16 protein-coding genes are annotated in these 26,178 nt (G+C 42.0%); 6 read left to right on the forward strand and 10 right to left on the reverse strand.

Annotated elements, in window-relative coordinates:
- Positions 1 to 75: 75 nt before the first annotated feature.
- From BrL25_RS25555 to BrL25_RS07710, 5 genes are all read right to left on the reverse strand, one after another.
- The gene (locus tag BrL25_RS25555) at positions 76 to 1,815 is read right to left on the reverse strand and encodes an acetate/propionate family kinase (RefSeq protein WP_018670329.1); all 1,740 of its coding nucleotides are present in this window, start codon (positions 1,813 to 1,815) and stop codon (positions 76 to 78) included.
- 120 nt (positions 1,816 to 1,935) lie between these two features.
- Positions 1,936 to 2,442 (reverse strand): VanZ family protein, encoded by a 507-nt coding sequence (locus tag BrL25_RS07695; RefSeq protein WP_018670328.1) that lies wholly within the window; start codon positions 2,440 to 2,442, stop codon positions 1,936 to 1,938.
- Between the two features lie 138 nt (positions 2,443 to 2,580).
- On the reverse strand, positions 2,581 to 5,964 hold the full coding sequence (locus BrL25_RS07700; protein WP_018670327.1) for an efflux RND transporter permease subunit: 3,384 nt from the start codon (positions 5,962 to 5,964) through the stop codon (positions 2,581 to 2,583).
- Positions 5,957 to 7,219 carry an efflux RND transporter periplasmic adaptor subunit gene (locus tag BrL25_RS07705; RefSeq protein ID WP_140576846.1) on the reverse strand — a complete coding sequence of 421 codons (1,263 nt, stop codon included), beginning with the start codon at positions 7,217 to 7,219 and terminating at the stop codon, positions 5,957 to 5,959. Before BrL25_RS07705 ends, BrL25_RS07700 begins: the two co-directional genes overlap by 8 nt.
- Positions 7,220 to 7,390: 171 nt before the next feature.
- The gene (locus tag BrL25_RS07710) at positions 7,391 to 8,206 is read right to left on the reverse strand and encodes a Cof-type HAD-IIB family hydrolase (RefSeq protein WP_018670325.1); all 816 of its coding nucleotides are present in this window, start codon (positions 8,204 to 8,206) and stop codon (positions 7,391 to 7,393) included.
- A 204-nt stretch (positions 8,207 to 8,410) separates the two neighbouring features.
- Between BrL25_RS07710 and BrL25_RS07715 the strand changes: the two genes are divergently transcribed.
- The 3 genes from BrL25_RS07715 to BrL25_RS07725 all read left to right on the forward strand — a co-directional run bounded on the left by BrL25_RS07715 (position 8,411) and on the right by BrL25_RS07725 (position 10,735).
- Positions 8,411 to 9,106, forward strand: a complete 696-nt coding sequence (locus tag BrL25_RS07715; RefSeq protein ID WP_018670324.1) for a CoA transferase subunit A — start codon at positions 8,411 to 8,413, stop codon at positions 9,104 to 9,106.
- 95 nt (positions 9,107 to 9,201) lie between these two features.
- Complete coding sequence (locus tag BrL25_RS07720) at positions 9,202 to 9,858, forward strand: CoA transferase subunit B (protein WP_018670323.1); 657 nt, start codon at positions 9,202 to 9,204, stop codon at positions 9,856 to 9,858.
- Positions 9,859 to 10,030: 172 nt separating this feature from the next.
- Positions 10,031 to 10,735, forward strand: coding sequence for an alpha/beta hydrolase (locus BrL25_RS07725; protein ID WP_018670322.1), 705 nt, complete (start codon positions 10,031 to 10,033; stop codon positions 10,733 to 10,735).
- On the opposite strand, the gene purU is transcribed toward BrL25_RS07725, so the two are convergent.
- Positions 10,708 to 11,607: a formyltetrahydrofolate deformylase gene (gene purU, locus BrL25_RS07730; RefSeq protein ID WP_018670321.1), complete on the reverse strand. Its 900-nt coding sequence runs from the start codon at positions 11,605 to 11,607 to the stop codon at positions 10,708 to 10,710. The genes BrL25_RS07725 and purU overlap by 28 nt on opposite strands.
- Before the next feature lie 150 nt (positions 11,608 to 11,757).
- Here purU and BrL25_RS07735 point away from each other — a divergent pair, with 150 nt between their 5' ends.
- Both BrL25_RS07735 and BrL25_RS07740 read left to right on the forward strand, forming a co-directional pair.
- Positions 11,758 to 12,036, forward strand: coding sequence for a DUF5316 family protein (locus BrL25_RS07735; RefSeq protein ID WP_018670320.1), 279 nt, complete (start codon positions 11,758 to 11,760; stop codon positions 12,034 to 12,036).
- Positions 12,037 to 12,443: 407 nt separating this feature from the next.
- Positions 12,444 to 12,719 (forward strand): YesK family protein, encoded by a 276-nt coding sequence (locus BrL25_RS07740; protein ID WP_018670319.1) that lies wholly within the window; start codon positions 12,444 to 12,446, stop codon positions 12,717 to 12,719.
- 68 nt (positions 12,720 to 12,787) lie between these two features.
- On the opposite strand, the gene addA is transcribed toward BrL25_RS07740, so the two are convergent.
- From addA to BrL25_RS07760, 4 genes are read right to left on the reverse strand one after another with little or no spacing between them, the layout of a single operon-like run.
- Positions 12,788 to 16,978, reverse strand: coding sequence for a helicase-exonuclease AddAB subunit AddA (addA, locus tag BrL25_RS07745; RefSeq protein ID WP_018670318.1), 4,191 nt, complete (start codon positions 16,976 to 16,978; stop codon positions 12,788 to 12,790).
- Positions 16,975 to 20,442 (reverse strand): helicase-exonuclease AddAB subunit AddB, encoded by a 3,468-nt coding sequence (addB, locus tag BrL25_RS07750; RefSeq protein WP_018670317.1) that lies wholly within the window; start codon positions 20,440 to 20,442, stop codon positions 16,975 to 16,977. The genes addA and addB overlap by 4 nt, the downstream gene beginning before the upstream one ends.
- Before the next feature lie 12 nt (positions 20,443 to 20,454).
- Positions 20,455 to 24,132 carry an AAA family ATPase gene (locus BrL25_RS07755; RefSeq protein WP_018670316.1) on the reverse strand — a complete coding sequence of 1,226 codons (3,678 nt, stop codon included), beginning with the start codon at positions 24,130 to 24,132 and terminating at the stop codon, positions 20,455 to 20,457.
- A complete protein-coding gene (locus BrL25_RS07760; RefSeq protein WP_018670315.1) occupies positions 24,132 to 25,388 on the reverse strand; it encodes an exonuclease SbcCD subunit D in 1,257 nt (418 codons plus the stop codon). Before BrL25_RS07760 ends, BrL25_RS07755 begins: the two co-directional genes overlap by 1 nt.
- A gap of 183 nt (positions 25,389 to 25,571) precedes the next feature.
- Between BrL25_RS07760 and BrL25_RS07765 the strand changes: the two genes are divergently transcribed.
- Complete coding sequence (locus BrL25_RS07765) at positions 25,572 to 26,156, forward strand: GNAT family N-acetyltransferase (protein ID WP_018670314.1); 585 nt, start codon at positions 25,572 to 25,574, stop codon at positions 26,154 to 26,156.
- The last annotated feature ends 22 nt before the right edge of the window (positions 26,157 to 26,178 follow it).

The raw sequence follows: 26,178 nt of genomic DNA on the forward strand, positions 1-26,178 counted from the left end.
GAACCCCACTTCATACAGGCTCATTTCCTAAGTATAGCAGACAAAACGATTCAATGAAAAGCCCATTCTTCACTTTTATACTTGTACCATATCTGTTTTATTTAGGAAAAGCTGGTAAGCATCGGTAGCCATTACCAATTCTTCATTAGTTGGGATTACCATAATCTTAACTGGAGAGTAGGCACTATTGATGAAGCCTTCTCCTTTATTGTTGCGATTTGCTTCTTTATCGAGAATAACACCAGCGTATTCTAGTCCGTTACATACCAATTGACGGACCAATTGACTGTTTTCGCCAACACCTGCTGTAAAGATGATACCATCGATACCATTAAGGCGAGCCAAGTACAGACCGATGAAGTCATGTAGACGTTGTGCAAATAGCTCAAGTGCTAATTTAGCACGCTCGTTACCTTCCGCTGTTGCTTTTTCTATGTCACGCAAGTCACTGGAGATACCAGATAACCCTAGTACACCGCTTTCTTTGTTCAAAATATCCATTGCACCAGCTGTATCTGTTTTTTCGATTTCAGCGATGTATGGCAAGATACCTGGATCAATATTACCGCTACGAGTACCCATCATTACACCAGCAAGTGGGGTCATACCCATAGATGTATCAATGGATTGTCCATAGCGAACAGCTGTAATACTAGCACCACTACCAATATGACAACTAATTAGACGTAATTTTTCTTTTGGTGTACCCATTAATTGCTCAGCACGTTGTACGACATAACGGTGGGACGTTCCGTGGAAGCCGTATTTACGAATACCGTATTTCTCGTAGTATTCATATGGCAATGGATACAAATAGGATACTGGAGGCATTGTTTGGTGGAAAGCTGTATCAAATACGGCTACATGAAGCGCATCTGGGCGAATTTTTTGCGCCAATTCAATCCCCAGTAGGTTGATAGGGTTATGCAGAGGTGCAAATCGAGACAATGCATCGATTTTGCGTTTTACCTCGTCTGTAATAATGACGGATTCCTTGAAATCCTCTCCACCGTGAACGACACGATGAGATACCATAGCGATATCATATTGCTTGTACTTATCAAAAATGGCATTAATTGCTTGTTCATAAGCATCGCGTTTTACTTCTTCTACAATGCCTTTATCAATTACTTTACGGGAAGGCAATTCGAACAATTGATATTTTACAGAAGAGCTTCCACAGTTTAAAACAAGGCTTAGCTTTTTCTCTTGTGCTTTAAACTTAGAGTAAGTGTCGCCATTATCAACTGGTACAATAACCTCTAATTCCATATTGTTTTTAAGACCAGCAGCATTCGCTTCATCTGTATCGATGTGCAATTCTAAACGGAAATCCTTATGCACACGGCACAATACATTTTCAAACACAATGGAACGAGTACCTGGAACTTCAACGGATACAAATTGTTTGTCTTTTACGCCAAATTCTTTTGCTTCGTCTTCTGAGAAGTGAATGTGACGGAATGCAATGATAACACCTTCATCAATGGTAACAGTTCCATGAGGCCCTTCAAGAGTGATACCAGGGCTACCTTTAATATCTCCGGAATCACGCACTGGAGGCTCTACACCCAAGACAAAGCTGTCAGTACGGGATACTTCTAGTTGCGTTGCTTTACGTACCGGTCCTAATACACGCACTTTATTAATTCTACCTTTTGGTCCAACAATGTTAACCGTTTCTTCTGATGCATACTGACCAACTTGTTTTAGATCTTTTAGCTTTTTAAGCTCATAGCCAGGACCGAATAATTGATCTAGATCTTGTTGTGATAAGTGAATATGACGGTTTGAAATACCAACAGGTACTTTCATTTAACAGACTTCCCTTCTTTTTCCTAATTCTATAGTGGTGTTATCTCTCTTTATAATGGTTGATTTCCTAAATTTTATCATCAACCCTACGGTAAAATGTTAACACCTGTGAGTATTCTGTTACAACATTTTTAAACTTTTTTGTTTTTTTCTGAAAATTGTATAGACAAATAAAAATATTATGCCAATGAATGCTCCCGAAAAATCAAGAACAACATCCGTAACAAGTGAGGAGCGATCCGGTGTAAAAGACTGATGCCATTCATCTAACACCCCTAGAAACAGGCTTAAAAATAGGCTCCATGGTAACGAATAAGCAGGAGAGGACAAATAGCGAATGGCTTGAAACAGCATGATTCCAATGAACATAAAACCAAAAAAGTGTCCTGCTTTACGAATTAAGAATTCTAAAACTCCCTCTACACCATTATTTTCAAAACTTATCTCCTTGTTTACATACTGAAATGAAATATTTCCAACTTTTTTTTGAATACCATTTAGATCGATATATTTTTTTAATTGTCCACGCATATCCTGTTGTCCATACGGTTGAGAAGAAAATACGAATTGAACACCTAGTGCCAGTAGTAGGATACATACGTACAATAGTCCCTTTCGACGATTCATAAGTCACCTCTTTGTGAAATAAAATGATGTTCACCATTATACCTGAAAGATTAACCAATGGAAAAAAGGCTATCCAATTAGTTGACAGCCCCTTTTCCATCTACCACTTATAGACATATATCGTTATGATCGATTTGCTTACCTATCCGTACGCGGTATTGGTTGAAAGTCTTCTGGACAGAGCTTTTCACGTCTATCTCCAGATTCTTCTGCGCTCTCTTTCTTTATTCTTCCTTTATTTACTAACCACCCTACGCTTTGGTTAGAATCACTTGATTTGGTGAGAGAACGTCTCCCTCTATTATTCCACCAATGGATAAATGATTGGCGTAGTATGACTCCTATGTGGTCTCGATGCTCATTTTGTTGACTAGGTCCATATCGATATAAGCTTGGTACTATATAGAGCATGATCCATGGAATACATAGGAATCCTACTGACATAACTCCCAAGAAGGAACTAAAGAAATAGCGATTCGTCCATCCAAACAAGAACGGCAGAAACGGAATGAAAAAAACGCCCACGATACAAAGAAGGCTTGGCATATACATAAATGTAGCCGTTTTCCCCCTATGTGATTGAATTAAGCTCAGCTCTCCTTGCTCTGGGTACTCTTCAAAATAACGACACATTAGCAATATTTGTTGTGTTAAAAAAGTAATCAATGACAGTGTAGCAAATACCGCTGGCTGATTGACAGGTAAATCCCAAATCGCTACCCCTGCAACTAATGGCACCACCAGTAGCGGTGTCAGTAAGATAACGATGATCGTCGAACGCAACTGTTTCAACACAGTAGCTACCAATAGAGCAATCAATATACTGATCGTGAATGTGACAATGAATGGCCCCTTTTGTTCCCAGCCTTTTACACTGTGCTCCTCTAGTTCTTTATCAAGTGGCGTTACTATTTTATAATCGGTTGGCAATCGAATTTCTTTTTTGAAGGTTTCTGGCATGCTGTAATACAGAGTCCTTGGTGTAGTCGGAAACTTCCCTTCTCCCTGCTTTTTAACGGTTGCATGAATATTGATTTGATACGTCTTATCCGTCCGTATATAGGTAGGAGATAGAGTTTTATGTTGCATGATCACTAACTCTCCCAGCGGTTTCAGTCCATTGAGGGTCTTAATAGGCGCTTGTTGTAGCTGGTCAGGATAATCCATGTACAACTTGGGATAGCGTAGTACAATCTGACTTTTCACACCATCCCATTCTACCGTACTCACCTTTTGTGGGCCTAAGTAGCTGTTCATTTGCTGCTCAACATCTTCAGCAGATACACCGTATAAACTAGTGATCTCAGCTTTGGGAACGATCTCCATTTGTTGCCCTTCTGAATTTTCACTGGTCATCACATTGTATACCTGTGAGGATAACCCGTCGCCTGTCTTTTCCATTACTTGTATGACTTGATTCGCTACTTCTTTTACTTTTGGCAAGGAGGGGCCTTGAACGGTAAATTTCACTTTCTCTTCGTTCTCTACCCCTGACTGAGCAAATTTAACTGAATAATTAGCATCTGGTACATTGGATAATATTGTATCAATATTCTGTTTTATTTTATAACTACTACGCTCCCAGGAAGATTGATTTTGATACTGTAAATAAAACGTGATGCTAGACGGTGTCACATCCATATAGGAATCTTGAAGCTCAGGAATCGTTTTACGTAGCATGATTTCCGTATCCTTGGCCTTCTGAAGAGCTTCTACCATTGGTGTGTAGGGCGGAAGGTCCAATGTAAAAGTTTGACTAGTGTCACTTAGTGTTTTGGATTCATTTTGATTCCATTGTAAGAAAGGGTCAGCTTGCGCAAACGGGCCACAAAAGAAGTAAACACCCCATGCAGCAAGTAACGCTAGTAGATATGGTAATAAGCCCAGTTGCATACGCTCGTACCAGGTTGATATGATTTTTTGTTGTATCCAATTCCTCATGCGTTGAAGGGCATGGGAATCTGTATTTTGATTAAATTCTGTACGTGAGCTACGACGATTTATGCTGCTTATGTGCTTGCTAGGTTGCTCGTGCTCGTTGGAATCAGGTCCTTTTCGTGCCCGAAGCCATAGAGCAGCAGTTGTTGGTAGAACGTATAAATAGATCAGACAAACCCCGATTCCACCCCAAAGCAGGATCGGAAGTGCTGGTAATAAACTAAGCTTGTCCTCTTCTTGTAAAAGGCGACTATACAAAAGGGGGATAAACAATAAACTAACGATAACAAGCGGAAGGATAATAGGAATCCACCTGCTCTTAGTTGCCTGCCAAACCTGTTGATCATTCCAGATCTGTATGAGCGCATAGCGTTCAAATAAGAGCATACCTGCTCCTAGACATAGGGTAACTATCACCAACAGCGGTCCGACAGAAGCAATGGTAAAGGTCTGATCTGTAAAATAAAGACCAGTCGCTAGCACGAGCAAGGTTAGGAGAACGGAGACTAATAGCAATAATCCAGCCTTCCATTGACGCATCCGATAACCAATATAGAGAGCTGCCAAAATGGAAACTCCACTAAAAAGAGCAAGGACAATCCGCATGGATGCCAAAGCCTCCTGGAGTGCTCCAGATCTGATAAACAATTGGTATTTCTGATTTGCTTCTCTATTTAGCTCAGCTGTTTGTTGACGGAGCTGCTGATCAATTGTAAGAAGGGATGCTTCGTTTGCTGCGAAAAGCTGATACTCAACTACAGGCTCTCCGTGATAGAACCTCAGTGACTCACCAATCTCATAGCGTGAATCACGAATATCAACCAATTGATGTAATGCTACTTCCCCTTTTGGTGTAGAAATGGTCAACGTAGATAAATCTTCTAAAGAATGAGACGTATTATTCCATGAGAACGTGGTACCATCTACACCTTCACCAATGCTTCCAAGTGATTCATTCTTCCCTTTATTTTGCAGCTCTCTTACAATGTCACCTGGCGTTAGCTGATAGGCTTGTAGCATAGAGGGGCGAAGTAATAATTCAATCTCATTTTGTACATTGGGTGATTTTACTACTACCTGTGATATCCCATCGATACGTTCGAGCCTACCCTTTATCTCGTTCTCTGCCAGTCTCTTCAATTCAGGAATAGCCAGACCAGTCATAAACACAATCGCAACAGGCTCTTGATACAATTCCTCCTGTTTTACCGTAATAGAATCCTTACCAATCCCCAATCCTTCACTATCGTTTAGCTTAGCTTGTAGCTTTCTAAAAAAATCATTGCCAAAATGATTCTCTGTCTCAATTTCAATTTTTGCTTGCCCTTCCTTGGAGATAGCTGTTAGCTTTTTAATTCCAGAAAGCTCTCTTATCATAGCTTCAGCTGGTTGAGAAATCTGTGCTTCTACTTCATCTGCTGAAAGTCCCTGAGCCGTAATCTCAACTTGATAAATCGTTTTTTTCACATCAGGAAACACGAGCAGAGGTATGGAAGAAAGCGAGATTAATCCTAGTAACAAAATAAGCCCCACTGTAAGAAGTAACAACTGCTTTCGCGGATGTTTCGTCATAGGATCACTCATGGGAACTCTCCTTCACTGCTTCACCCTCTGCTACGTATGATAAACCAGATCGAACTATGACCTGTCCATCAGAAATTCCCTCTTTAATTTGATACATATCATTGTGAATAGCACCTACTGTAACGATTTGCCGCTTTGCTTTTCCGCCATCTATGACAATTACAAATCGTTCCCCATCCTGTAAGCCGACTGCTGATACGGGAACATAGATATCCTTACTGTCTTTGCTTGTAATTTGGGTAGAGACAGTCATACCTGTTTTCCAATTTTGTGGGTTGCCTAGCACGGCTACTTCTACCGTGTATGTACCCTTTTTCTCATCTAGTATGGGGGATACGAATGTGACGACGCCAGGAATGGAGGTATTTCCAACCGATTGAATCGTAAGCTTTGCTCCTTGCTTCCATTGAGTGATTTGACCACTATTTACCTGAAGATGGACAATCCAAGCACTATCGTCCATTAGCTTTACAACAGCTTGGCCAGAACCTATCTGCTCTGAAACATTCTGATTTACCTCAGCAACGATCCCAGAGAAAGGGGCAATCAATTGGGTGGCTTTTAATTCTTGTTGAGCTCTAGCCAGTTGTACCTGCGCCTGTTTAATGCCAGCATGTAAAGTGGTTTGATCAGCGAAGCTTGGCTTTTGCTGCAATTTAGAAGAACGATTCTGCTCTGCTTGCAAATCAATCATAGCTTGTTTTTGTGCTTGATCCAGTCGATCCAGTTCGCTTTTAGCAATAGCCCCGCTGTCGTATAATCGTTTTCCTTTTGACAGCTCATCGTTGGCTACTGCAAGCTTCTGTTTGGCCTTATTAATTTGCAATTGTAGATCATACAAGTCATGCTGATCAGCCCCCTGTAAGCCTTTTATTTTTTCAGCACTTGCCCGTGCCACTTGAGATTCGGCAGATGCAATTTCCTGTTGCCATACAGTCGTATCCAACTGGGCTAACACTTTTCCTGCCTCTACTTTATCTCCTTTTTTCACGTTGATTTGAGCTATTTTACCGCTTGCTCCAAAGGATAAGGACATTTCCTTGGCCGCGGCAACAATTCCATAGGTTGTGTTTCTTTCATTTGTTTCTAAAGTGGATACACGATAGCTTGGAACCGTCTTTATTTGTAGCCCCATGTCCCCCATGGCAAAGTATCCTTCTCTCATTTCTTCCATCTGATCAACATTCGATTTCATTTTATCGCAACCACTCAACATAAGTAGGAATGCAACACCTAATAACATCCTTTTTCTCACCCGATCACTTCCCGAATAAAGATTTTAAATATTTAATTAATTAATTGTATATGGATATCTTAGCAGTTACAATAGCTTTCAATATTTTAAAAAATAATATAACCGCAAAAACATAAATAAAAGAGCAGCCCCACATCAATGCGTAGAAGCTGCTCCTTATTTCTATTCTTGCTATTTAGATGTAGGAGCGAGTGTCAATTGCCAACCGTTTTGCTGAGCAACCCACTCAGCTGCTTCACGTACGCTCTTTACAGTATGAGCCGCCTTTTCTTTAATAGCCTCATCAGCATGCTCCATTGCAAAGCTGTGCGTCACTGCTTCAAACATAGGCAGATCATTATAGGAATCCCCAATGCAGGCCACTTCCTCTGGAGATAAATCTAAGTTTTTCATCAGTCGGCCTACACCATCTCCTTTGCTAACATGTAAAGGCATTAAATCTAGACAATCGCTAAAGGACACAAATGAATCAAATTGTTCAGGGTAGAGTTCATGTACTTTTTGTTGCAATTGCTTTAATATATCCATTTCCCCAATATATGTTAATTTAGTCGGTTTTAGTTGATCACTGAACATATTTATAAGGTTTGGTTCTTCTTTAATCTGTTCCTTGTGAGCCTCTTCAATTTCCTTGTACGCTGTTTTTTTAGTCAGGTACACCTCATCGCCCACACTCACCAAACTTATCGCGTCGAATTCATTTCCTGTTTCACACAATTTTCGAGCCATCTCTGGATCAAAATCGCAAGCATGCAATAATTGCTCTTCACGCGTAATGACAAAACCACCGTTTTGGCTCACACGATGGCATTGGTGACCTAGCTCCTCGATAACCCATTTAATATCTCTATCAATACGACCGCTGGCAATACAAATTTGGATTCCTTTTTTAGCTAAAAACAGCAATGCCTCACGATCGGCTGGATCAATTTTTTTCTCATCCGTAAGTAAAGTGCCATCCAAATCGCTTACAAACATTTTTATCATGCAGGTTTCCTCCGTTTCAAACTCTCTATCTATCCTTAGTAATCTTACCTTAAAAAGAAAAGATATGATAGGTCGCTAAAGTTGTGTTCTACCCTTTTATCTTTTTGAATAGTCTGATAAAATTTAGCTTGTAAAACGCTTACACACATCCCAGATTATACAAAACTGTGATAGCTTTTTTTAAACAGGAGGGAGAGGTGCATCGTGGCAAAGATTTTTGAATCATATCATGACATGGTTGCGGATATTCATGATGAGGCTACGCTATTAGTTGGTGGGTTTGGTCTCTGCGGTATTCCAGAAAATCTGATTATTGCCTTACGTGATAAAGGGGTTCAGGGTTTAACCGTGGTTTCAAATAATTGCGGCGTGGATGACTGGGGGCTTGGCCTCATGCTACAACAGAAGCAAATTAAAAAAATGGTCAGTTCTTATGTAGGTGAGAACAAAGAATTTGAACGTCAATTCCTCTCAGGTGAGCTGGAGGTAGAATTGACTCCACAGGGTACGTTAGCGGAAAGAATTCGTGCCGGTGGAGCAGGAATTCCTGCTTTCTATACCCCTGCTGGCGTCGGTACCCCCATTGCCGAGGGACGTGAAACACGTATATTTAATGATAAAGAATACTTAATGGAAACAGCGATTACGGGTGACTTCGCATTAATAAAGGCTTGGAAGGCTGATACACTCGGCAATCTGATCTATCATAAAACCGCACGTAACTTTAATCCGATGATGGCGGCAGCTGGTAAAATCACGCTTGTTGAAGTAGAAGAAATCGTAGAAGCAGGAGAGCTGGACCCTGATCAAATTCATACTCCAAGCGTGTACGTACAACGCTTGATTAAAGCCCCATCCTTTGAAAAACGTATCGAACGGCGCACCGTTCAAAAAGCTTAGCATAACATTATTGAACTACAAAAAAATAATTAAAAATATTAATAATGTTCAATCATACGCTTACTCACTGTTTAAAATAAGGAGGTAGATAATCCATGACCTTGTCTCGCGAACAAGTGGCCATGCGTGCCGCTCAAGAAATCGAGGATGGTTTTTATGTAAATTTGGGAATTGGTATGCCTACACTGGTGGCTAACTATATTGCGGAGGGTAAAACGGTAGTTTTGCAGTCAGAAAATGGATTATTGGGTATTGGACCTTATCCGTATGCTGACGACATAGATCCTGATCTGATCAATGCTGGAAAAGAAACAGTAACAGCAATTTCGGGTGCTTCCTATTTCTCCTCTGCTGAGTCCTTTGGAATGATTCGTGGAGGTCATATTGATCTGGCCATTCTAGGTGCGATGGAGGTATCCGAGAAGGGTGATTTAGCCAATTGGATGATTCCAGGAAAGATGGTAAAGGGTATGGGTGGTGCCATGGATTTGGTCCACGGTGCGAAAAAAATTGTTGTGATTATGGAGCATGTAAATAAGCATGGAGAAAGCAAAATTCTTCCTGCCTGCACTCTCCCTTTAACCGGGAAACAGGTCATTAACCGTATTATTACGGATCGTGCTGTGTTTGATGTAACCGCAGAGGGTCTTATTTTAGTAGAAGTAGCGGACGGTTTCACAGCAGATGATATTAAAGCGTGCACCGCCGCTTCCTTCCAAGTAGCAAACGAGTTAAAAAACGTTTCCGTCTAACACGGTTACTTTCAATTCATTACGCATAACCTAACAAGACATAGAAAGCTTGGCTTTGCACATATAGTAAAGCACCTCTTCTGTTGCACTTGTTAGAGCTAAGAATACACGTATTCTTAGCACAAAAAGGCAACCCTTGGGTCGCCTTTTTTATGTAGAAAGGAGCTTGCAAATGGATACCACGCTTGGCTTCCTAGTTTTACATGGGTTTGCAGGCAAAATTAATGATGTGTTACCTCTTGTCCAATTTCTGCGTAATCAAGGCTATACTGTTGAGTGCCCAACACTAGAAGGACACGGAACTGATCGTTACCATTTGAAGCGTTCCACTCGCGGACAATGGATACATTCAGCCGAGCAAGCCTATCAACGACTTAGCATGCGCGTAGATGTCACGGTGATCATTGGTTTTTCAATGGGAGGCTTACTTGCCTTCCATCTAGCTGCTCGTTACCCTGTTCGACTCTTGTTTAGTCTGTGTACACCATACTACTATTGGGACATTCCCCAGTCCCTTTCTAATCTAAAAGAAGACTTCAGTAACTACAGCAACAAATACTTGGCTAGCCTATTGCGCATTCCACTTTCTAGCATGATACAATTCCGCAGGTTGCTAGCTGAAACAAAGATAATGATGCATCGCGTTACCTGCCCATATTACATTATTCAAGGGAAAAAGGACGATACTGTTCAAGCTATCAGCGCTGAGTATTTGCAGCAAAAGGTGACGAGCAGGCAAACCACCGTTCAATACTTCCCAAACTCTGGTCATATTATTTTACATGGCCCCGAATCTCAGAAGGTCATCTCCTACATCCATCAAATACTACAACAAGAATTATCAGATCTTTATGGGAAAACCACGGTTTTATTTTGATGTACCAGAACTCGATCTTCTAGGTGCCAATGAACAGCGCGGGCCAGCACGGTCCGCTCTATTTGTTTACCCAAACGCTTAAGATCATCTACGTCATCACGGTGTGTAACACGTTCTACTCCCTGTTCAATAATCGGGCCTGCATCTAGTTCTTCCGTTACATAATGCGCAGTAGCACCAATTAATTTAACGCCACGCTCATACGCTCGTTCGTATGGCTTTGCCCCTACGAAGGCTGGTAGGAAGGAATGGTGGATATTGATGATTTGGCACGGAAAATCCTGAAGGAATGTCGGCGATAAAATCTGCATATACCGGGCCAATACGATCATGTCTACCTTACCTTTAATAAGCTCGATTTGCTTTTGCTCAGCTTCTTGTTTCGTATCTTTAGTCACGGGAATATGATAGAACGGGATACCCATCGCTTCTACCATATCTTTCGTATCCAAATGATTACTGATTACCATCGCAATATCCGCATGCAAATACCCTGCACTATACTGCCACAGCAATTCTACTAAGCAATGATCTTCTTTAGATACAAAAATGGCCATACGCTTACGCTTGCAGGCTTCAACTAACTTCCATTCCATCTCAAACTGTTTCGCAATCGGCGCAAAGCCCTGATTTAGTGACTCCCAGCACTCTTGTAGACGATTTTGCTTAAATTCAATACGCATAAAAAAGCGACCGCCTTCTGGGTCGGTTGTATATTGATCAGATTGAATGATATTAGCACCTTGTTCATATAGATATTGAGAAACTGTCGAGACGATCCCGGGACGATCAGGGCACGTAATTAGCATAATTGCTGTATCTTCATGCTTTTGCTTAAAATGGTTCCATTCTTTATCTGATATTGGTTGCATCGTAGGGTTCCTCCAGAATTTTTTCTTCAAAGTATAGCACGTTCCCATCCGTTATCCAATCAACGTAATAAAGAATAGATTTATGTCATTTTTCCTGTAACCTTTTCGGCTTGCCAAGCGTAAAAATGAGTGAGAAAGGAGGGTGAACTCATGTTAAAATCATTAAGCTTAGGTTTACTTGTCTCACTCCTCGTCTCATTGCTCATCCAAGACCACCTACTTATGCTGAAAGTTGCTGTCATCATTGGTGCTTTATTATGGGCCATCAGTGCATTCATTTCTACCTTTCTATTAGATAGCAGCAGAATGCATGAGCGCACTCTTTTTTATGATAAACAGCACAAAAAACAGCAAATTTGGGCAGTTCATTTATTTTTAGTAGGCCTTCCCAATATGTTATTATCTCTCTTTTTATATGTAGAAATGTAAAAGCAGGCATGTCTTTTCGAAAATAGCAAAGGGTCATGCCTGCTTTTATATGTCATTCATTATGATAAATCTATTATCTATGATCCCAGCTATAGAAGAAATCATGCGGTACGAAAAGAACATCATCATTACTTGAACCATTCAGGTAATTTCCGGATAAAATAGGCAAGCAATAATCCTAAGGAGACAGGTAGCGCTATTGCAGTCAAGGCCCCCATAAACTCCATATATTCTCTACTTTCCATATCTTTCTTCCCCCTCCATACTAGTACGCCAAAAATCGAGGGAAGTTGCGGTCAGTTGGTGAGAAAACTCACATTTTGTCTATAAATTGATTATTCAATACTAGATTTCCTGTTTAAAAATGGGATACACCAGGTCAACATCGTGAGGAGGGTGATGGTTAATTGTTTGGAATAAGCATGATAGCTATCGTTACCTTTATCGTATTATTCTCAATCTCCTACTTTATTTACATCAAAAAACCTGAAAACACGGTCTTCATGTATATCCCTTCAACGGTTGTATTTATTGTAAGCAGTTTGGCAGTTCTATATAGCTTTTGTGTAAATGGCTTTGAAGGTTTGGGAATAGCATTTATTGGTGCTACTATCGGTATTGCTAGCCTACTGACCTGCATTGTACTCACTATTATTGTTATGATCAAACAACATGAAAAATAAAACTAAGAGGTTACTCCCATACAGTTAGACTTTCGGGAGACCTCTTAGTTTTTTTCTACAAAAAATCCTTACTCTTCATGCAATGGTACTGCAAGCCCCATTGCCATAGCTACCAGATAGCGTTTCGTAACTGGCTCCTTCCAGCTCTCCTCAAGAGCACGTGTGTACAAACTTATTTGCTCGTTATATCTTGTCCGGAGTAGTTGAACTGCTTCGTTCTCGTTTGCTGGTAATCGATCCGTTTTATAATCGATCAACGTTAATCCACCGTTCTCCTCCCGAATAACGCAATCAATTACCCCCTGCACAAGTACCCGTTCATCACCTGAATCAGTTAGTAATAATTCTGTTTGTTCGGCAAGCAAACGTGATCTAATATCACGTAGAGGAACTGCAAGTGTAAATGGTAACTCTCTGTACACCTTGATAGCTTTTTGCATACGTTGCCCTAAATCACTGGCAAAAAAGCGTGCTATAGAGGCAATATCTACTACATTGGCTTGCTCTCTAGTCAACATCTGTCGTGCTATCATTTGCTCAATTTGATCAGTAACATTCGCTTGATCTAAAGCTCTATTCAACTCTACATTTTGCATAATCAAATGTGTAAAGGTACCTACTTCCGCCTTCGTAAAAATAGGTTTTTCATCCCGTGTTTTATTTTCCAGCTTCCCCCGTTTTTCCATCTTGCTTGTAGCAGGATCACTGCTAGTCATAATTTTTATATCATCAATTTCACTGTTTATTCCTTCTCTATTCTGGTCCATATCAGCTAGAAAGCGCGGTTTTTTTGTGAGTCTCGATCGATGAGAATTCGGACTCTCTGCTATCTTTTCAAGGTTTGGATTAAGATGACTGTATCCTTCAGCTACAGATCGAGTTGGCGACTGCATATCGGTTTGGCTTTCCAGTCCTGATACAGATTGAGAATGTGTTTCTATACGATCATTCTCCCAATCAATCTTAACGCCGTCTTCTCCCACTCCCTCAGTTAGATTTACAGCCTGGCTCTTCAATTGACTGACACTCCACTTAGCTGGTACCTGTGATACAACCTGTGGAGCATACTGCCACTCTAGAACAGACCTAATCTTATCACGCCACTCCTCCGAGTGCGGATGATCAGGAACTGGCTTTCGTTTCTGCAATAAGGAAAAAACTTCCTCATCATGCTCACTCTGCTCGGTTATCGCAATAAGATCGCTCGGCTGATAAAACTGGAACTGCCATACAGACGGATCACGTACTAGAGGAATTGAGGAATTATCCTGAGTATCTGGGCACAGCAAGCGTAATGGTTCTCCATTTTTGTGTCGTACTAATGCTCTGCCAATCCAATCAAGATATCCCTTCGCTTGAACTAAATCTTCATCAGATAGAGTCTCTTTATCTGTAGACTGGCTGCACCAAGCGATGGCTGATTTGCTCAAATCCTTAGCAGAACCCACAAGGATAAGCTTCTCTCTAGCTCGAGTCAACGCTACATAGAGTACGCGCATCTCTTCTGCTAGCATCTCTAATTTAAGCTTTTGACGAATGCCTAAAAAAGCTAAGCTGGGATAACGCAGGCGCAAAACTGCATCAGCTACCTGCGGACCAAAGCCTAGATCCTTGTGCAGTAAAAAACGACCTTTCATATCGCTTTGATTAAACTGTTTACCCATTCCAGCCACAAATACAACTGGGAATTCCAATCCCTTACTCTTATGAATGGTCATTAAACGGACTACATTTTCACTTTCCGTAATAGTCCTCGCTTCTCCAAGATCATTCTCTTGCTCCTGCATCCGGTCAATAAAGCGTAAAAATCGAAACAAACCACGATACGAGGTGGCTTCGTATTGCTTAGCTCTGTCATATAATGCGCGTAGGTTTGCCTGCCGCTGTGAACCGTTCTCTAGCGATGCTACATAATCAACGTAGCCTGTCTCTGTATATATATCAGACAGTAATTCTGCCACCGAGCTTCGTCTTCCCCGTGTTCGCCAGCCTTGTACCATCCGATAAAATCGGCGTAGCTTTGCCATGACGACTCGATTCAGCTGTTCTTCTTCGGCCATTACATACTGTTCGACCGCCTGATAAAAAGGCCCCGTAGGAGTCAACACACGAATCAGAGCTAAATCCTCTTCGCTAAGCCCAATAAGAGGCGAGCGTAGTACCGCCGTTAGAGGGATATCCTGTTTCGGATTGTCTATGACGCGTAGTAACGACATGATTATATCCACTTCATTTGCAGAGAAGTAGCCCTGATTCTGTTCTACATAAATAGGTATGCCAGCTTGCTTACATTCGTCTGCTATTGCTTGTCCCCAGCCCGCTGTAGCTCGGAGCAAAATAACAATGTCCCGATATTCCAGGGGACGCATTCCCTGTGTTTTTTTATCAAAAACGAGTAAGGGCTGACCGCCCACACCCGGTTCTAGCCACTCCTTAATACGCTTGGCAATCAATCGTGCTTCTAGCTGAGCAACAGAAGCTTCCTCTTCCAGAGTAGGTAGAGCTTCTACCTCAGTATCATAGCTATCTATACTTCCTATAGAGTTAGTACTTGTTCGCTCCGACACTTGCCCTGAGTTGGATTCCTCCGATTCAAATCCCGTACGATCGATTAGGTGAACTTCAACCGCCAATTGCTCAGGCTCTATCTCTGGATAGGAAGCCCGACCAATCAATTCCGCCGCTTGATCGTAAGTAATCTCACCTACACGAGGTGTCATAACTAGACGAAAAATATAATTGACTGCATCCACTACTTCCTTTCGACTGCGGAAGTTAGCGGCCAAATCAATTCGCTTTCCCTTTAACTCCAGAGGTGCATCTTGTTCCTTAGGGGCGAAAGGGTCCTTTTCTTCATTGGTTTCATACGAATCGTACTTTTGCATAAATAGATTAGGCTCAGCAAGTCGGAAGCGATAAATGCTCTGCTTAACATCCCCTACCATGAAACGATTTGCTGCCACTTCCGCTGTCTCTTTCCTTGATACCAACTGTAAAATCGTTTCCTGCACAAGATTGATATCCTGATACTCATCGACTAGCACTTCGGCAAACTGTTCCTGTAATTGCATGGCAATAGCAGAAGGTACGAAACTGCCGTCCTCCTGTTCCTGTTGCAAAATTCGTAAAGCCAAATGCTCCAGATCACTAAAATCAACAAGAGCCCGTTCTTGCTTCGCCTGACGAAAGGCCTGTTTAAACTCACTAACTAGACGAGCTAACGTTTGCATATAGGGAGCCATTCGCTGTAGGTCTGCTGTATATTGCTCAGGCGTCATCGTGAAGTACTCTTCCAACAGCTTCTTTATCTTATCCTTTGCGCCATTACGTAGTTTTTGTACCTGTTCTTTGATCAACGGGTCAGCATCCTTTACTGCTGGCAGTCGACCAAATGTAATACTTCTCATACTGTCATCTAACTGATTCCAGCCTTGCTCAGCAGCACATTTTGCTTGATTAATCAGAGAAAGCTCTTGCTGTAATAAAGGGACATATGCTCCAGGCCCATCCGGTTCTTCTGCAAGTGCTATTGCTTTTTTTACTTGCGATTCAAGAGCAGATAATTCTAAAGAAATAGCTCCTGACAGCGTAACTACCCAGGGAGATTCATGTAGCTCTTCCACTTGTGTATTGGCAAACATATCAGCGGCATCTTTTAGCCAACGCTCTGGATGCGGATGGCTCTGTGAGAAATCAAACAGGCGCATAAATAACCCCATTAACGCTTCATCATCCTGGCCCTCTACCATCACGTCAGCTAGTGCTGCAAAGCTCTCATCAGATTCATACCATTGTTCAAATTGTTCTTCCAATACATCCTGGCGCAGTAATTCCGCCTCCATTTGATCTGCAATGCGAAACCCTGGATCAAGCTCCACCATAAAATAATACTGACGCAACAAGCCCAAACAAAAAGAATGCAAAGTCGTAATAGTTGCTCGTTGCAGCAAAACCAACTGCTTCCGTAAATGGGCAGAGGTAGGATCGCTTTCCAATGCTTGACGCAGGGCATCACCAATTCGGTGGCGCATCTCAGCAGCAGCCGCATTTGTAAAGGTTACAACCAACAACTGATCCACACCTACAGCATCGTTAACGTCAGAAATTCTACGAATGATCCGTTCTACTAATACTGAGGTTTTCCCAGAACCAGCAGCGGCGGCTACCAGCAAGTTATCTCCTTTTTCAATAATTGCTCTCCACTGCTCATCCGTCCAATGACTAGGTTTTTGTTCCATTATATTCTCCTGCTCACTCATGCTCCTACCTCCCTTCCCTCGTCTTGTTCGTAGACTTCTTCACGAATTAATTCCCAAACTTCCTTATCAGTCTTTTTACTTAATAAACGTGGCTGATTGCCTTCCAATAAACTATCAAACTGGCAAACTGACTTATACGCACAAGTCTGACATGCAAGTCTTGGCCCTTGCAAATACGGTGCAATACTTATATCTCCATCCGTTAATCGTCTACCTAACTTCACAATACACTTCCGCACAAATTTCTGTAGGAGGTCAAACTGCTCCTTGGAAGCTACTGATGAATATTGAGTGAAGCTACCATCTTTTTTTATCCCAAACGGAAGTAGATCGGAATTACCTGATTCCGTTTGGTTATCCATTAAGCGTGCTAATTGTGGGTCTGCTAACATAAGTCCCTTCATTTTCAGCTTATTCTGCCGTTCCGCTTCCACCTGTTCAGCTGATAACATCTGTTTGGCTGCAACGAACGGATCAGCTACCTGATAATAGAAGACACCACCTACCTCAGCCTGCTTGCCTACCCACTGCTCAGCATTGCTCACAGCGACATCCAGATATACGAGCAATTGGAGATTCAATCCATTCCACACATCAGACAAAACAAGGGCTTTCGGGCCTGATTTATAGTCAATCACTCGCAAAAATTCGGTTTCTGTTCCAACAGAGTGATCGATTCGATCTATTCTACCTAACAAATGCAGTTTGATTCCATCCTCCAGCTCTAGAGTCAGACCCGGAATTTCTCCACCAGGTCCAAAGGCAATTTCCAGACCAATAGGCGCAAAATGACTTCGTCTTGCATGTTCACTCAGTACAGAGATCGCACGCCCAACAGCACGTTTTAATTTCTTCGTTACATAACGATAACGAGCGGTTCGTTGCAAAATACTGCTTCTCGTTTGTGGAACAAGCTCTTCCACAACCTGATCAGCCAGCTTCATGCTACCTTGTTCCGTCATATCGCTCCAATTGACCTGCTGTTTGTTCATCTGCTCCACTGCCATTTTTAAAGAAGCATGAAAAAGTTCACCAACATCAAATCTTTCTAGACGGTACATTTGACGTTCACTTAACCGCAAGCCATGAGAGGAAAAATGAGAATAAGCACAGGCTTGGAATCGTTCTAAACGGGAAACACTTACCCGAATCTCACTTCCGTACAAGGAACGACTAATTTCTTTCGAGAGCGGATAAGCGCGATTCTGATACACCAGCCCCGATAATAGCCATTTCTCCCGCTTTTCATCTTCCGAATGCTCCAGGAACCAGTCATAGACCTCCCACCAAAATGGCGGAAGCGGAATCCCTTTTTTTAATTGACGAATTAGCGTAAGTAAATGACTAAACACCTGTCTTGGTCTCCCCAGCAAACCTATATCTAGCTGTGGTTGGGCAGTTGGTTCATTATGAAAATAACCAATCGTAAGACCAGGTAAGGTCTTTTTCATCTCTTCATACAGGCTCGATGGTAACAAGGCTTTGCCTTCTTCATCAGCTAGCGAGCAACTAACCCATAATCTCTCGGATGGACGTGTCATAGCACGATAGAGGAGATATTGTTCGTTCATTAGTTTTCGCTTCGCCGTAGGTGCTAGTTCAATGCCTGCCTTTTCCAGCTTTTCTCGTTCCGCCTCGTTTAGAATCCCTTCTTCTTTGGGACGTAGTGGAATTACACCTTCATTTGCTCCCATCAAAAACAATGCTTTTACGTCAGGTTGACGGGAGCGCTCCATGGACCCAATAACCACTTGATCCAGCGAAGGAGGAACCAAGGCAAGACGAATACTATCCAGACCTGTATCAATAATCCGAGCAAATGTAACAAGCTCCATTTGTTCATCGCCCATTACTTCTACGATCTGATCCAATAAATCCATCACATCATTGTATACCTGCTCATGCTCACGGACAGCTTCTAAATCTCCTTCTAATTCAGCCTGCTTCTGCCATTCTTCCAATTTAATAGGAACATTTTGCACCTGTAAAAATTCATATAAGGCTGTTGCCATTTGGCGAACACCTGCTTTGCAAGCCACTTTCATCTCAGTCTCAAACGTTTTAAGTGGCTTTGCATATCGTTGACGTATAGGTTCAATTGGTTCGTATAAAGTATTTGTTCCGTGAAACCCCCACTCATCCATGGACCAATAATATCCCTGAATACCATAACTCAGCACGTAGTTTTCTAGTAAATCAATCTCTGCTCTCGATTGGCTAAGCGGCTGATCTAGCGGAGACAGCAGGTCTGTTTTTAAACAACGAAAAATGGCATCATATCGCCAATTTCTAGAGATAACCTCAAGAGATGAACGAATAAATTCAATCAGAGGATGATGACTTACTGTTCTCTTTTGATCAAGGAAATATGGAATGTTATAGCTCGTAAATACATGCGCAATTTCTTCGGAATACGTTCCCATTTCTCGTAAAAGCACAGCCATATCACGATACCTGTAGCCATAATCACGTGCTAACGCCAAAATTTGTAGAGCGACAGCTTGTACCTCAGCTCTGCGATTGGCGGCTGTAAACAGCTTTACCTCGTCCACATGCTTAGGTGAAGGTAATACAGCGGGCTTTTTCCAGTCAAAATACTTTTGTTCCACCTGTGCAAGCCATGGACTATCAGTAAAACGATGGTCATGCTCAAACAAACGTGGCTCCTCAATTGGAATATTACCTCGCATCGCAATCTCTAGTAGCTTTTGATACGTTTCCATTGTTGGATAAAAATGTGAGAGATCATCTAGCGGTTTCATCCGATCCTGTGGGTCTATACATAAAGCGATATTTACTTGTTTAGCGCAGTACATCAATTGCTCAATCAAAGCATATTCCTGTTTTGTAAAACCACTAAATCCATCAATCCAAATCTCTGCATCTGCGATAAAACTAGATTGAGCTAGCTTGTTAGCAACTGTAGAATATAGTTCATCACTATCAAAATATTTATCTGTAACATAGTCTTCATATGCACGCATGATCAATAACAAATCATGTAATTTATGTTGTAGGGTTGCATTCTCTATCTGTAACTGCTCTAGCATGTCCAGACTGACACTATACTTTTTACACTCACTGATCATTTGTACTAATTCTTCAGCGAATCCTGGTTGCAAGGCGGAACGATGAAATACCTTTAATTCATCCTGATGACGTTCTAATAATAGACGCAACACCATCTGCTTACCGCGTTCATCAATAGGTAGCGTCGTCAGTCCCCCCACCTCTTGTAAGATTCGGTAGGAAAGTCGGCCAAAGCTTAACACCTGTGCTCTGATATGACCAGAGTACCCAGGTAGGTTAATGAATTGATATTCCTCCTGAAAAGTAGATTGCTCTGGAACCAAGTAGATTAGAGGGGGACCCATCCGTTCCTCATCGAGCCTATTCATTACATCAGTATAGATCGCAGCCGTCTTGCCAGTACCTGCCCGACCTAATAAAAACTGTACAGCCAATTGTCTCCCCTCCTATTCCATCTCCATATGAATGCGACTACCAGATCCAAGCGGTTCAGCAGGGGTAATAACAAGTCGTCGCGGCATACGCAATTTTAATTCCGGTACGTGACTAATTAGTCCAATTGTAAATTGACTCATTCTTAGTTTTTCTAAAGCATCTAACACAACTTCTAGTAGCTCAGGATCTAGTGTTCCAAACCCTTCATCTAAAAAGAAAAACTCCAAACGACCTCCACGCATTTGAATTTCAACTGATAAGGCCAAGGCTAGGGCTAATGCTGTTAAGAATGTTTCCCCTCCGGATAAGGTGTTAACGGCTCTGCGCAGTCCACCTGCTGCTTCATCACGCAATACGAACTCTCCACCATCTCCAATTTCCAGTGCATAACGTCCTTTAGTCATACGTCCTAAATGATAGGTAGCATCACGGGCAATCGTCATCATCTTTTCTTCAGCAATATATTGAACAAATGCTTTTCCTTCAAACAGCTTTCTTAACTCTTCTAAACGGCTCTGTTCATCAATGACTGCACCGAATTCTTTCTCTATTTTTTTCCATTTCTCGTGATTTTGTTGCACGGTTAGAAGTTTTTCTTTGGCCAGCGTTAACGATTCCCTACATTCAGACAACCGTTGCTCTCCTGTTGTAAAGGAGGCATATAGCTCATTCCAAGCCTGCTCGCTTACAGAACGATTAGCAAGAGATTCGATCAAACGTGTCTTGGCATATGACAATTCCGTTAGCTGTTTTTGGTAGCTTTCTACTTCTGCTTGATAAGGCTCCAAAAAAGCTCGTCGCTCATAATTTTCATAGACGGTCTCCCGATCAGCAAATACAGCATGTGATAAAGCTTGTTCCACTTCCAATTCCAATTCCTTTGCTTGCTTCGTAAGCTGTAAATTTGTTTCTTCCAATGCAACCAATGATTCTACCAACTGTTGTCGCTCATTCGTTAGCTGAAGTTTTAGAGCATCTGCTTGTTCTGCTGCTGCGTGTAGCTCCTGTAAATTTCGTGCCAACGACTGCAATAGTTCATTAGCCGGCCTACCTTGAGTACGTAACTGCCATCGTTCTTGTCTCTCTTTATACTGTGCCTCTCGATCCTCATAGCGCTGCTGTAGCGCTGTTAATCTCGCTTGCTTTTCCCCACGCTGTTCTACTTTGGCTTGCTTTTGATGTTGTAATTCCTCTAGCGTCTTTTCCAGATTCACGCGTAGTGTACGCAGTTCCTCCTGTCTCTGCTCCATCTTTTCCATTCTAGAGTGGCATGCTTCAATCTGGTCACGTGGTATTTCACCCCGAAGCTCATCCAATTGCTGTTCTGCCGTTAACAAGGCCTGTTTACTGTCCAATAGACGCTGATTGGCTTGTTGCAATTGCTCCTGTTGACTTTCTAACCAGGTGGTAATCTTTTCTTGTTGAACCTTCTTTTCTAATTCTTCATCACGTTGTTCACGCAGAAGCTTTTGTAATTCATCTAGCTGTTTCACAAAATGGTGGCGTTGTTCTGAGAGTTCTTTTACTTCCTGGCTCACATGTTTGAACTTCCCGCCCAATTCATCAACAGACGCTACAATCCACTCTTCGCCCAATTGAATTAGTTGCTGTTTCATATATTGCAAGTCTTGCTCGATCTGTGTGTTTTCCTTTTGCAAGGAATCTTTTCGTTCCAATAAACCAGCCAGCTCAACTCTCATCTGCTGGCAAGCTTCCGAAGCACTCTTCCATTCTTGTTCCGCCTGTTCCAGCAGGTGATCTAAATGAACACGACGCTCACGTAGAGCGATTTCCTGCTGTTGTAGCGAAGTTGTTTGGATTTTTGTCTGCAATATATTGCCTGTCTCCTCATCTACATCCTCATAAGGATGATGAGTCGATCCACATACCGGGCACTCTTCATTAGCTCTTAACTGTAAACGTAGCGTATGAGCCATGTTAGTTTGTTGCCAAGAAGACCAATCTGTCTCCCACTCTTTTATCTGTTCCTGAGTAGTCTTCCTCTTGGTTTCTATGTGTTGCAGCGTCTGTTCTGCCTGCTGTAATCTCTTTGTTACATCAGCATGCAAAGCAGTCCATTCGGTCCATTTTAATTCCCAATCGCCCTGTTTTTTTTCAAAGCTACGCCAATCAATGCCGATACGTTTTACATCTACTAGCTGTTCACGTAACCGAGTAATGTCTTCTTCACTTTTGATCGGCTGAGCTTCTATTTCACCCAACGATGTTTCGGTCTCTGTACTTCTTCCATGAGCTTTTATATATAAGTTCTCCGCTTCTCTTAATCGGGTTTGACCAAGCTGTACCTTTTGAGATAGTTCGGTTACTTCACGCTCGGCGCTTATAAAGCGTTGCTCTTCCTGAACAAAAGCAGTCTTAGCCTGTTGCATCGCACGAATCGCCTTGCGTTCCTCTGTGCTCAACGAGATCTGTTGCCATTCTGCATCAAGCTTTTGCAAGTCTTGAGCGGCTACTGCTCTTTGCTGATCAAGTGCTGATAGCAAAGAATCATCCTGATGTATCTGTTGCTGTAATAAACGAATCTCTGCCTGATATTGACCGATCTCCTGAGCTAATTTTGCTATTTCTTGCTCCCACTCTGCGGCTTGTTGCAATTCGATTCGCTGTTGGATTAGCTGTGGCTCTTCTTGTCGCAAACGCTGCTGGGTTTGTTGGCTTACTTGTTCTGCCTCTTTACTACGCAGCTCGACTTGCTCCCGCTCCACTCTTTTAGTAAGCAACTGTTGCTTAGCTTCCTCCCATAGCTTTATCGCCTGACTTTCCTTCTGCACCAATGGATAAAGGGAAACAGAGGCCTCCAGCTTAGCTATCTCCTTTTTTCGCAACATGATTTGTTGAGCCTGCTCTTCAAGCTCTGTCAGTTGTTGGTGAATTTCTTCCAATTCGAACTGCCACTTGCGAATTTGTTCCCATTCATTCTTTTGATTCAACAAAGCATTTTGGATTTGCGCCGCTTTCTCATACTCTTGCTCTAATACTCTTGCATCCTGAGTCGCCGCTTCAACAGCTTCCTTGCTGGCATCCCCTAGTCGTGCTTCTTCCACTTCTAATTGATGCAGAGACAATTTATTGCTATCAATCTGTTCTTTAACTCGGTACATCAGCTTTTCGCCATACTCATGCAAATGGAAAATACGCTGGAGCATTTCGTTTCGCTCACTGCCTTTTAAGGTCAAAAACTTAGAGAATTGACCTTGTGGCAACACAACCGCTCGTGTGAAATCGTGAATGGTCAAACCCACTAGCTTTTCAATCATAGATGTAGCCGCTGTGGCTTTAGACTCCAGCACCTGATCTTGTTCATCATCAAGTAATCCATGTTGAATTAAACGAACTTCCGGTTGCTTTCGATTACCGTTTTTATTGAGACCAAACTCCCTCTCGATGGTAAATCGTTGTCGCTGGCTCGCGCTTCCTAATTCAAAGGTAAAAGAGACAAACAACCGTGACTCCAATTGATTTAAAACCTCTTGTGGATGTGAACCTCCGCCTGTACGAACAACCTGTCCATATAACGCCAACGTAATCGCGTCTAAAATGGTTGACTTACCGCTACCAGTAGGGCCAAAAATACCAAACAATCCCGCTTCACATAACGTTTCAAAATCAATCTCTTGCAAATCCCGATAACTATTTAATCCTGATAGTTTCAAGTGAATAGGTTTCATTATTCATCTCCTCCTGGCTGTTTCTTTGTCTCAGCATCAGAGGTTATCATCAAACGGGAAAATAACTGGATAACCTGTTCATCCGGCGATGTTCCACGCTTACGTTCATAAAAACGAGTAAAAAGCTGTACAGGATTCAATTCCTCGCGTTTTTCAATTTCCTGCTTCTCTTGCTCTGTGGAAGCAACAAGCACACGCTGTACTTTTACAAAGTTATCGCTCAACTTGCGTATACGCTGAAACTCTGCGGGATCAATCACATCATCCACGTGAATTTCTAAATCAATCCAACAATCTGCATCTTTACCTTCTTCTAACCACTTTTCTACTTCTGCTATTCCGCCAGTCGCCTTCCATCTTGCCAAGGTTCGACCGCATTTCAAATAAATAATTTCTTCTGTCGGTTGTTGACCTGGAATAATCTCAACCATCACTACCGCCTTGCTTTGTCCTGCTTCCGAAAAGCTGTACGATAACGGTGAACCACTATAGCGAATCAAAGGTGTTTCACTCAATTTTTGCAAGCGGTGCAAGTGACCTAATGCAACATAATCTGCTTGCGGAGGGAATGCATTCAGTGAAACTGTATGCGTCCCCCCAATCTGTATCGGACGCTCCGAATCGGTTTCAAGTCCACCCATAGCAAACAGATGGCTCGTCATGATATTGACAGTATCCTCACGAAAATGGCTAGCTAAATCATGCAAAAGATCTTTGATTCTCTCGCTAAATGCTTGTTGCATTTGCTCTGGTGTAAAGCTTTCACTAACTAATTCCTTTAATCGTGCTTCTGAAGGATATGATAAAGCCACAACTACGGCTGTATGCTCTACTCCTGGAATCGCAATTTCAAACCAGGATGGTCCGCCATCAATTATTCTTACTTTATCTGCCGATGTATCAACTTTAGTAAGCAAGGGTTGTTCCTTAGGTAATCCGAGCAACACAATTCCATGCTTATGAGCCAGTGGCGAAGCAGCGCGCACCCGTTCTGGTTGGTCGTGATTACCTGCAATAACGACTACCCCGCGCTTACCTTCTGCTGACAATCTTTCTAAGGCTTCATAATAAAGCTCCTCCGCCCACGCAGGTGGGTTTACAGAGTCATACACATCACCTGCAATCACTACTAAATCTATTTGCTTGTCCTCAACAATCTGGCATAGTTCGTCTACAAAAGCCGCTTGTTCTATTCGTCTATCCCGACCTTCTAGCAATCTGCCGAAGTGCCAGTCTGCTGTATGCAAAATGCGCATCCTTCCACCTCTATCGATCATTTGTTTGCTTTTCTCTATTGTACCAGAAGTAAGAGCGTTGCTTCAGAAAAGATAGTGATGAAAGTTTTGGAGATATTCTTTTGTTTCTACCAAAACCTGTGATATACATAGAATAAGAAAAAATACGTATAAGAAACTAATACTTACAAAGGAGTTTGATTAATGATAACCGACTACCCTGTTCTCGTAACCGAACGGCTCATGCTCCTCCATTTATCCTTACATCAAGCCGATGACCTATTTGAAATCTTTTCAAAGGAAGAAACTACACATCACGTGCCTAGAAAAATCCATAAAAGTAAATTGGATACTGTTTTGTACTTAGAGAAACGCATGGCAGATTGCGCGGAGAAAAAAGCATTCATTTGGGCGATCTACCATCGAGAATCTGGTAAAACCATTGGAGTGGCCGGCCTTTTCCAATATGCAGATAAAGAAAAAAGCGCTTCATTAGGTGCAGTCCTACATCCTGACTATCGTGGAAAAGGAATGACATTCGAATCGCTTAGAGCTGTAATGGCTTATGGTTTTAAAGAAATTGGACTCGTGAGAATGGAAGGTAAATGCGAAGCAACCAACACTCTATCTGAACGTGTCATGCAAAGATTGGGGATGGTTTATGAAGGAACATTGCGTAAAAATGTGTTAATCAAAGGGGAATTGCGTGATTCTAAGGTATACTCCGTTTTACAGGACGAATACAAGGAAGATGATCATGCTTCTTCATCTAATAATTCGTTAACCTAAGAAAAGAGCGAGAAAACCTCGC

The organism is Brevibacillus laterosporus DSM 25 (assembly GCF_002706795.1).
In the GTDB taxonomy this organism is placed as follows: Bacteria; Bacillota; Bacilli; order Brevibacillales; family Brevibacillaceae; genus Brevibacillus_B; species Brevibacillus_B laterosporus.

Bases quoted from the DNA above. Each gene is read 5' to 3' on its own strand.
- BrL25_RS25555 (WP_018670329.1), bottom strand. From the start codon at position 1,815: ATGAAAGTACCTGTTGGTATTTCAAACCGTCATATTCACTTATCACAA.
- BrL25_RS07695 (WP_018670328.1), bottom strand. From the start codon at position 2,442: ATGAATCGTCGAAAGGGACTATTGTACGTATGTATCCTACTACTGGCA.
- BrL25_RS07700 (WP_018670327.1), bottom strand. From the start codon at position 5,964: ATGAGTGATCCTATGACGAAACATCCGCGAAAGCAGTTGTTACTTCTT.
- BrL25_RS07710 (WP_018670325.1), bottom strand. From the start codon at position 8,206: ATGATAAAAATGTTTGTAAGCGATTTGGATGGCACTTTACTTACGGAT.
- BrL25_RS07720 (WP_018670323.1), top strand. From the start codon at position 9,202: ATGACCTTGTCTCGCGAACAAGTGGCCATGCGTGCCGCTCAAGAAATC.
- BrL25_RS07725 (WP_018670322.1), top strand. From the start codon at position 10,031: ATGGATACCACGCTTGGCTTCCTAGTTTTACATGGGTTTGCAGGCAAA.
- purU (WP_018670321.1), bottom strand. From the start codon at position 11,607: ATGCAACCAATATCAGATAAAGAATGGAACCATTTTAAGCAAAAGCAT.
- BrL25_RS07735 (WP_018670320.1), top strand. From the start codon at position 11,758: ATGTTAAAATCATTAAGCTTAGGTTTACTTGTCTCACTCCTCGTCTCA.
- addA (WP_018670318.1), bottom strand. From the start codon at position 16,978: ATGAGTGAGCAGGAGAATATAATGGAACAAAAACCTAGTCATTGGACG.
- BrL25_RS07755 (WP_018670316.1), bottom strand. From the start codon at position 24,132: ATGAAACCTATTCACTTGAAACTATCAGGATTAAATAGTTATCGGGAT.
- BrL25_RS07760 (WP_018670315.1), bottom strand. From the start codon at position 25,388: ATGCGCATTTTGCATACAGCAGACTGGCACTTCGGCAGATTGCTAGAA.
- BrL25_RS07765 (WP_018670314.1), top strand. From the start codon at position 25,572: ATGATAACCGACTACCCTGTTCTCGTAACCGAACGGCTCATGCTCCTC.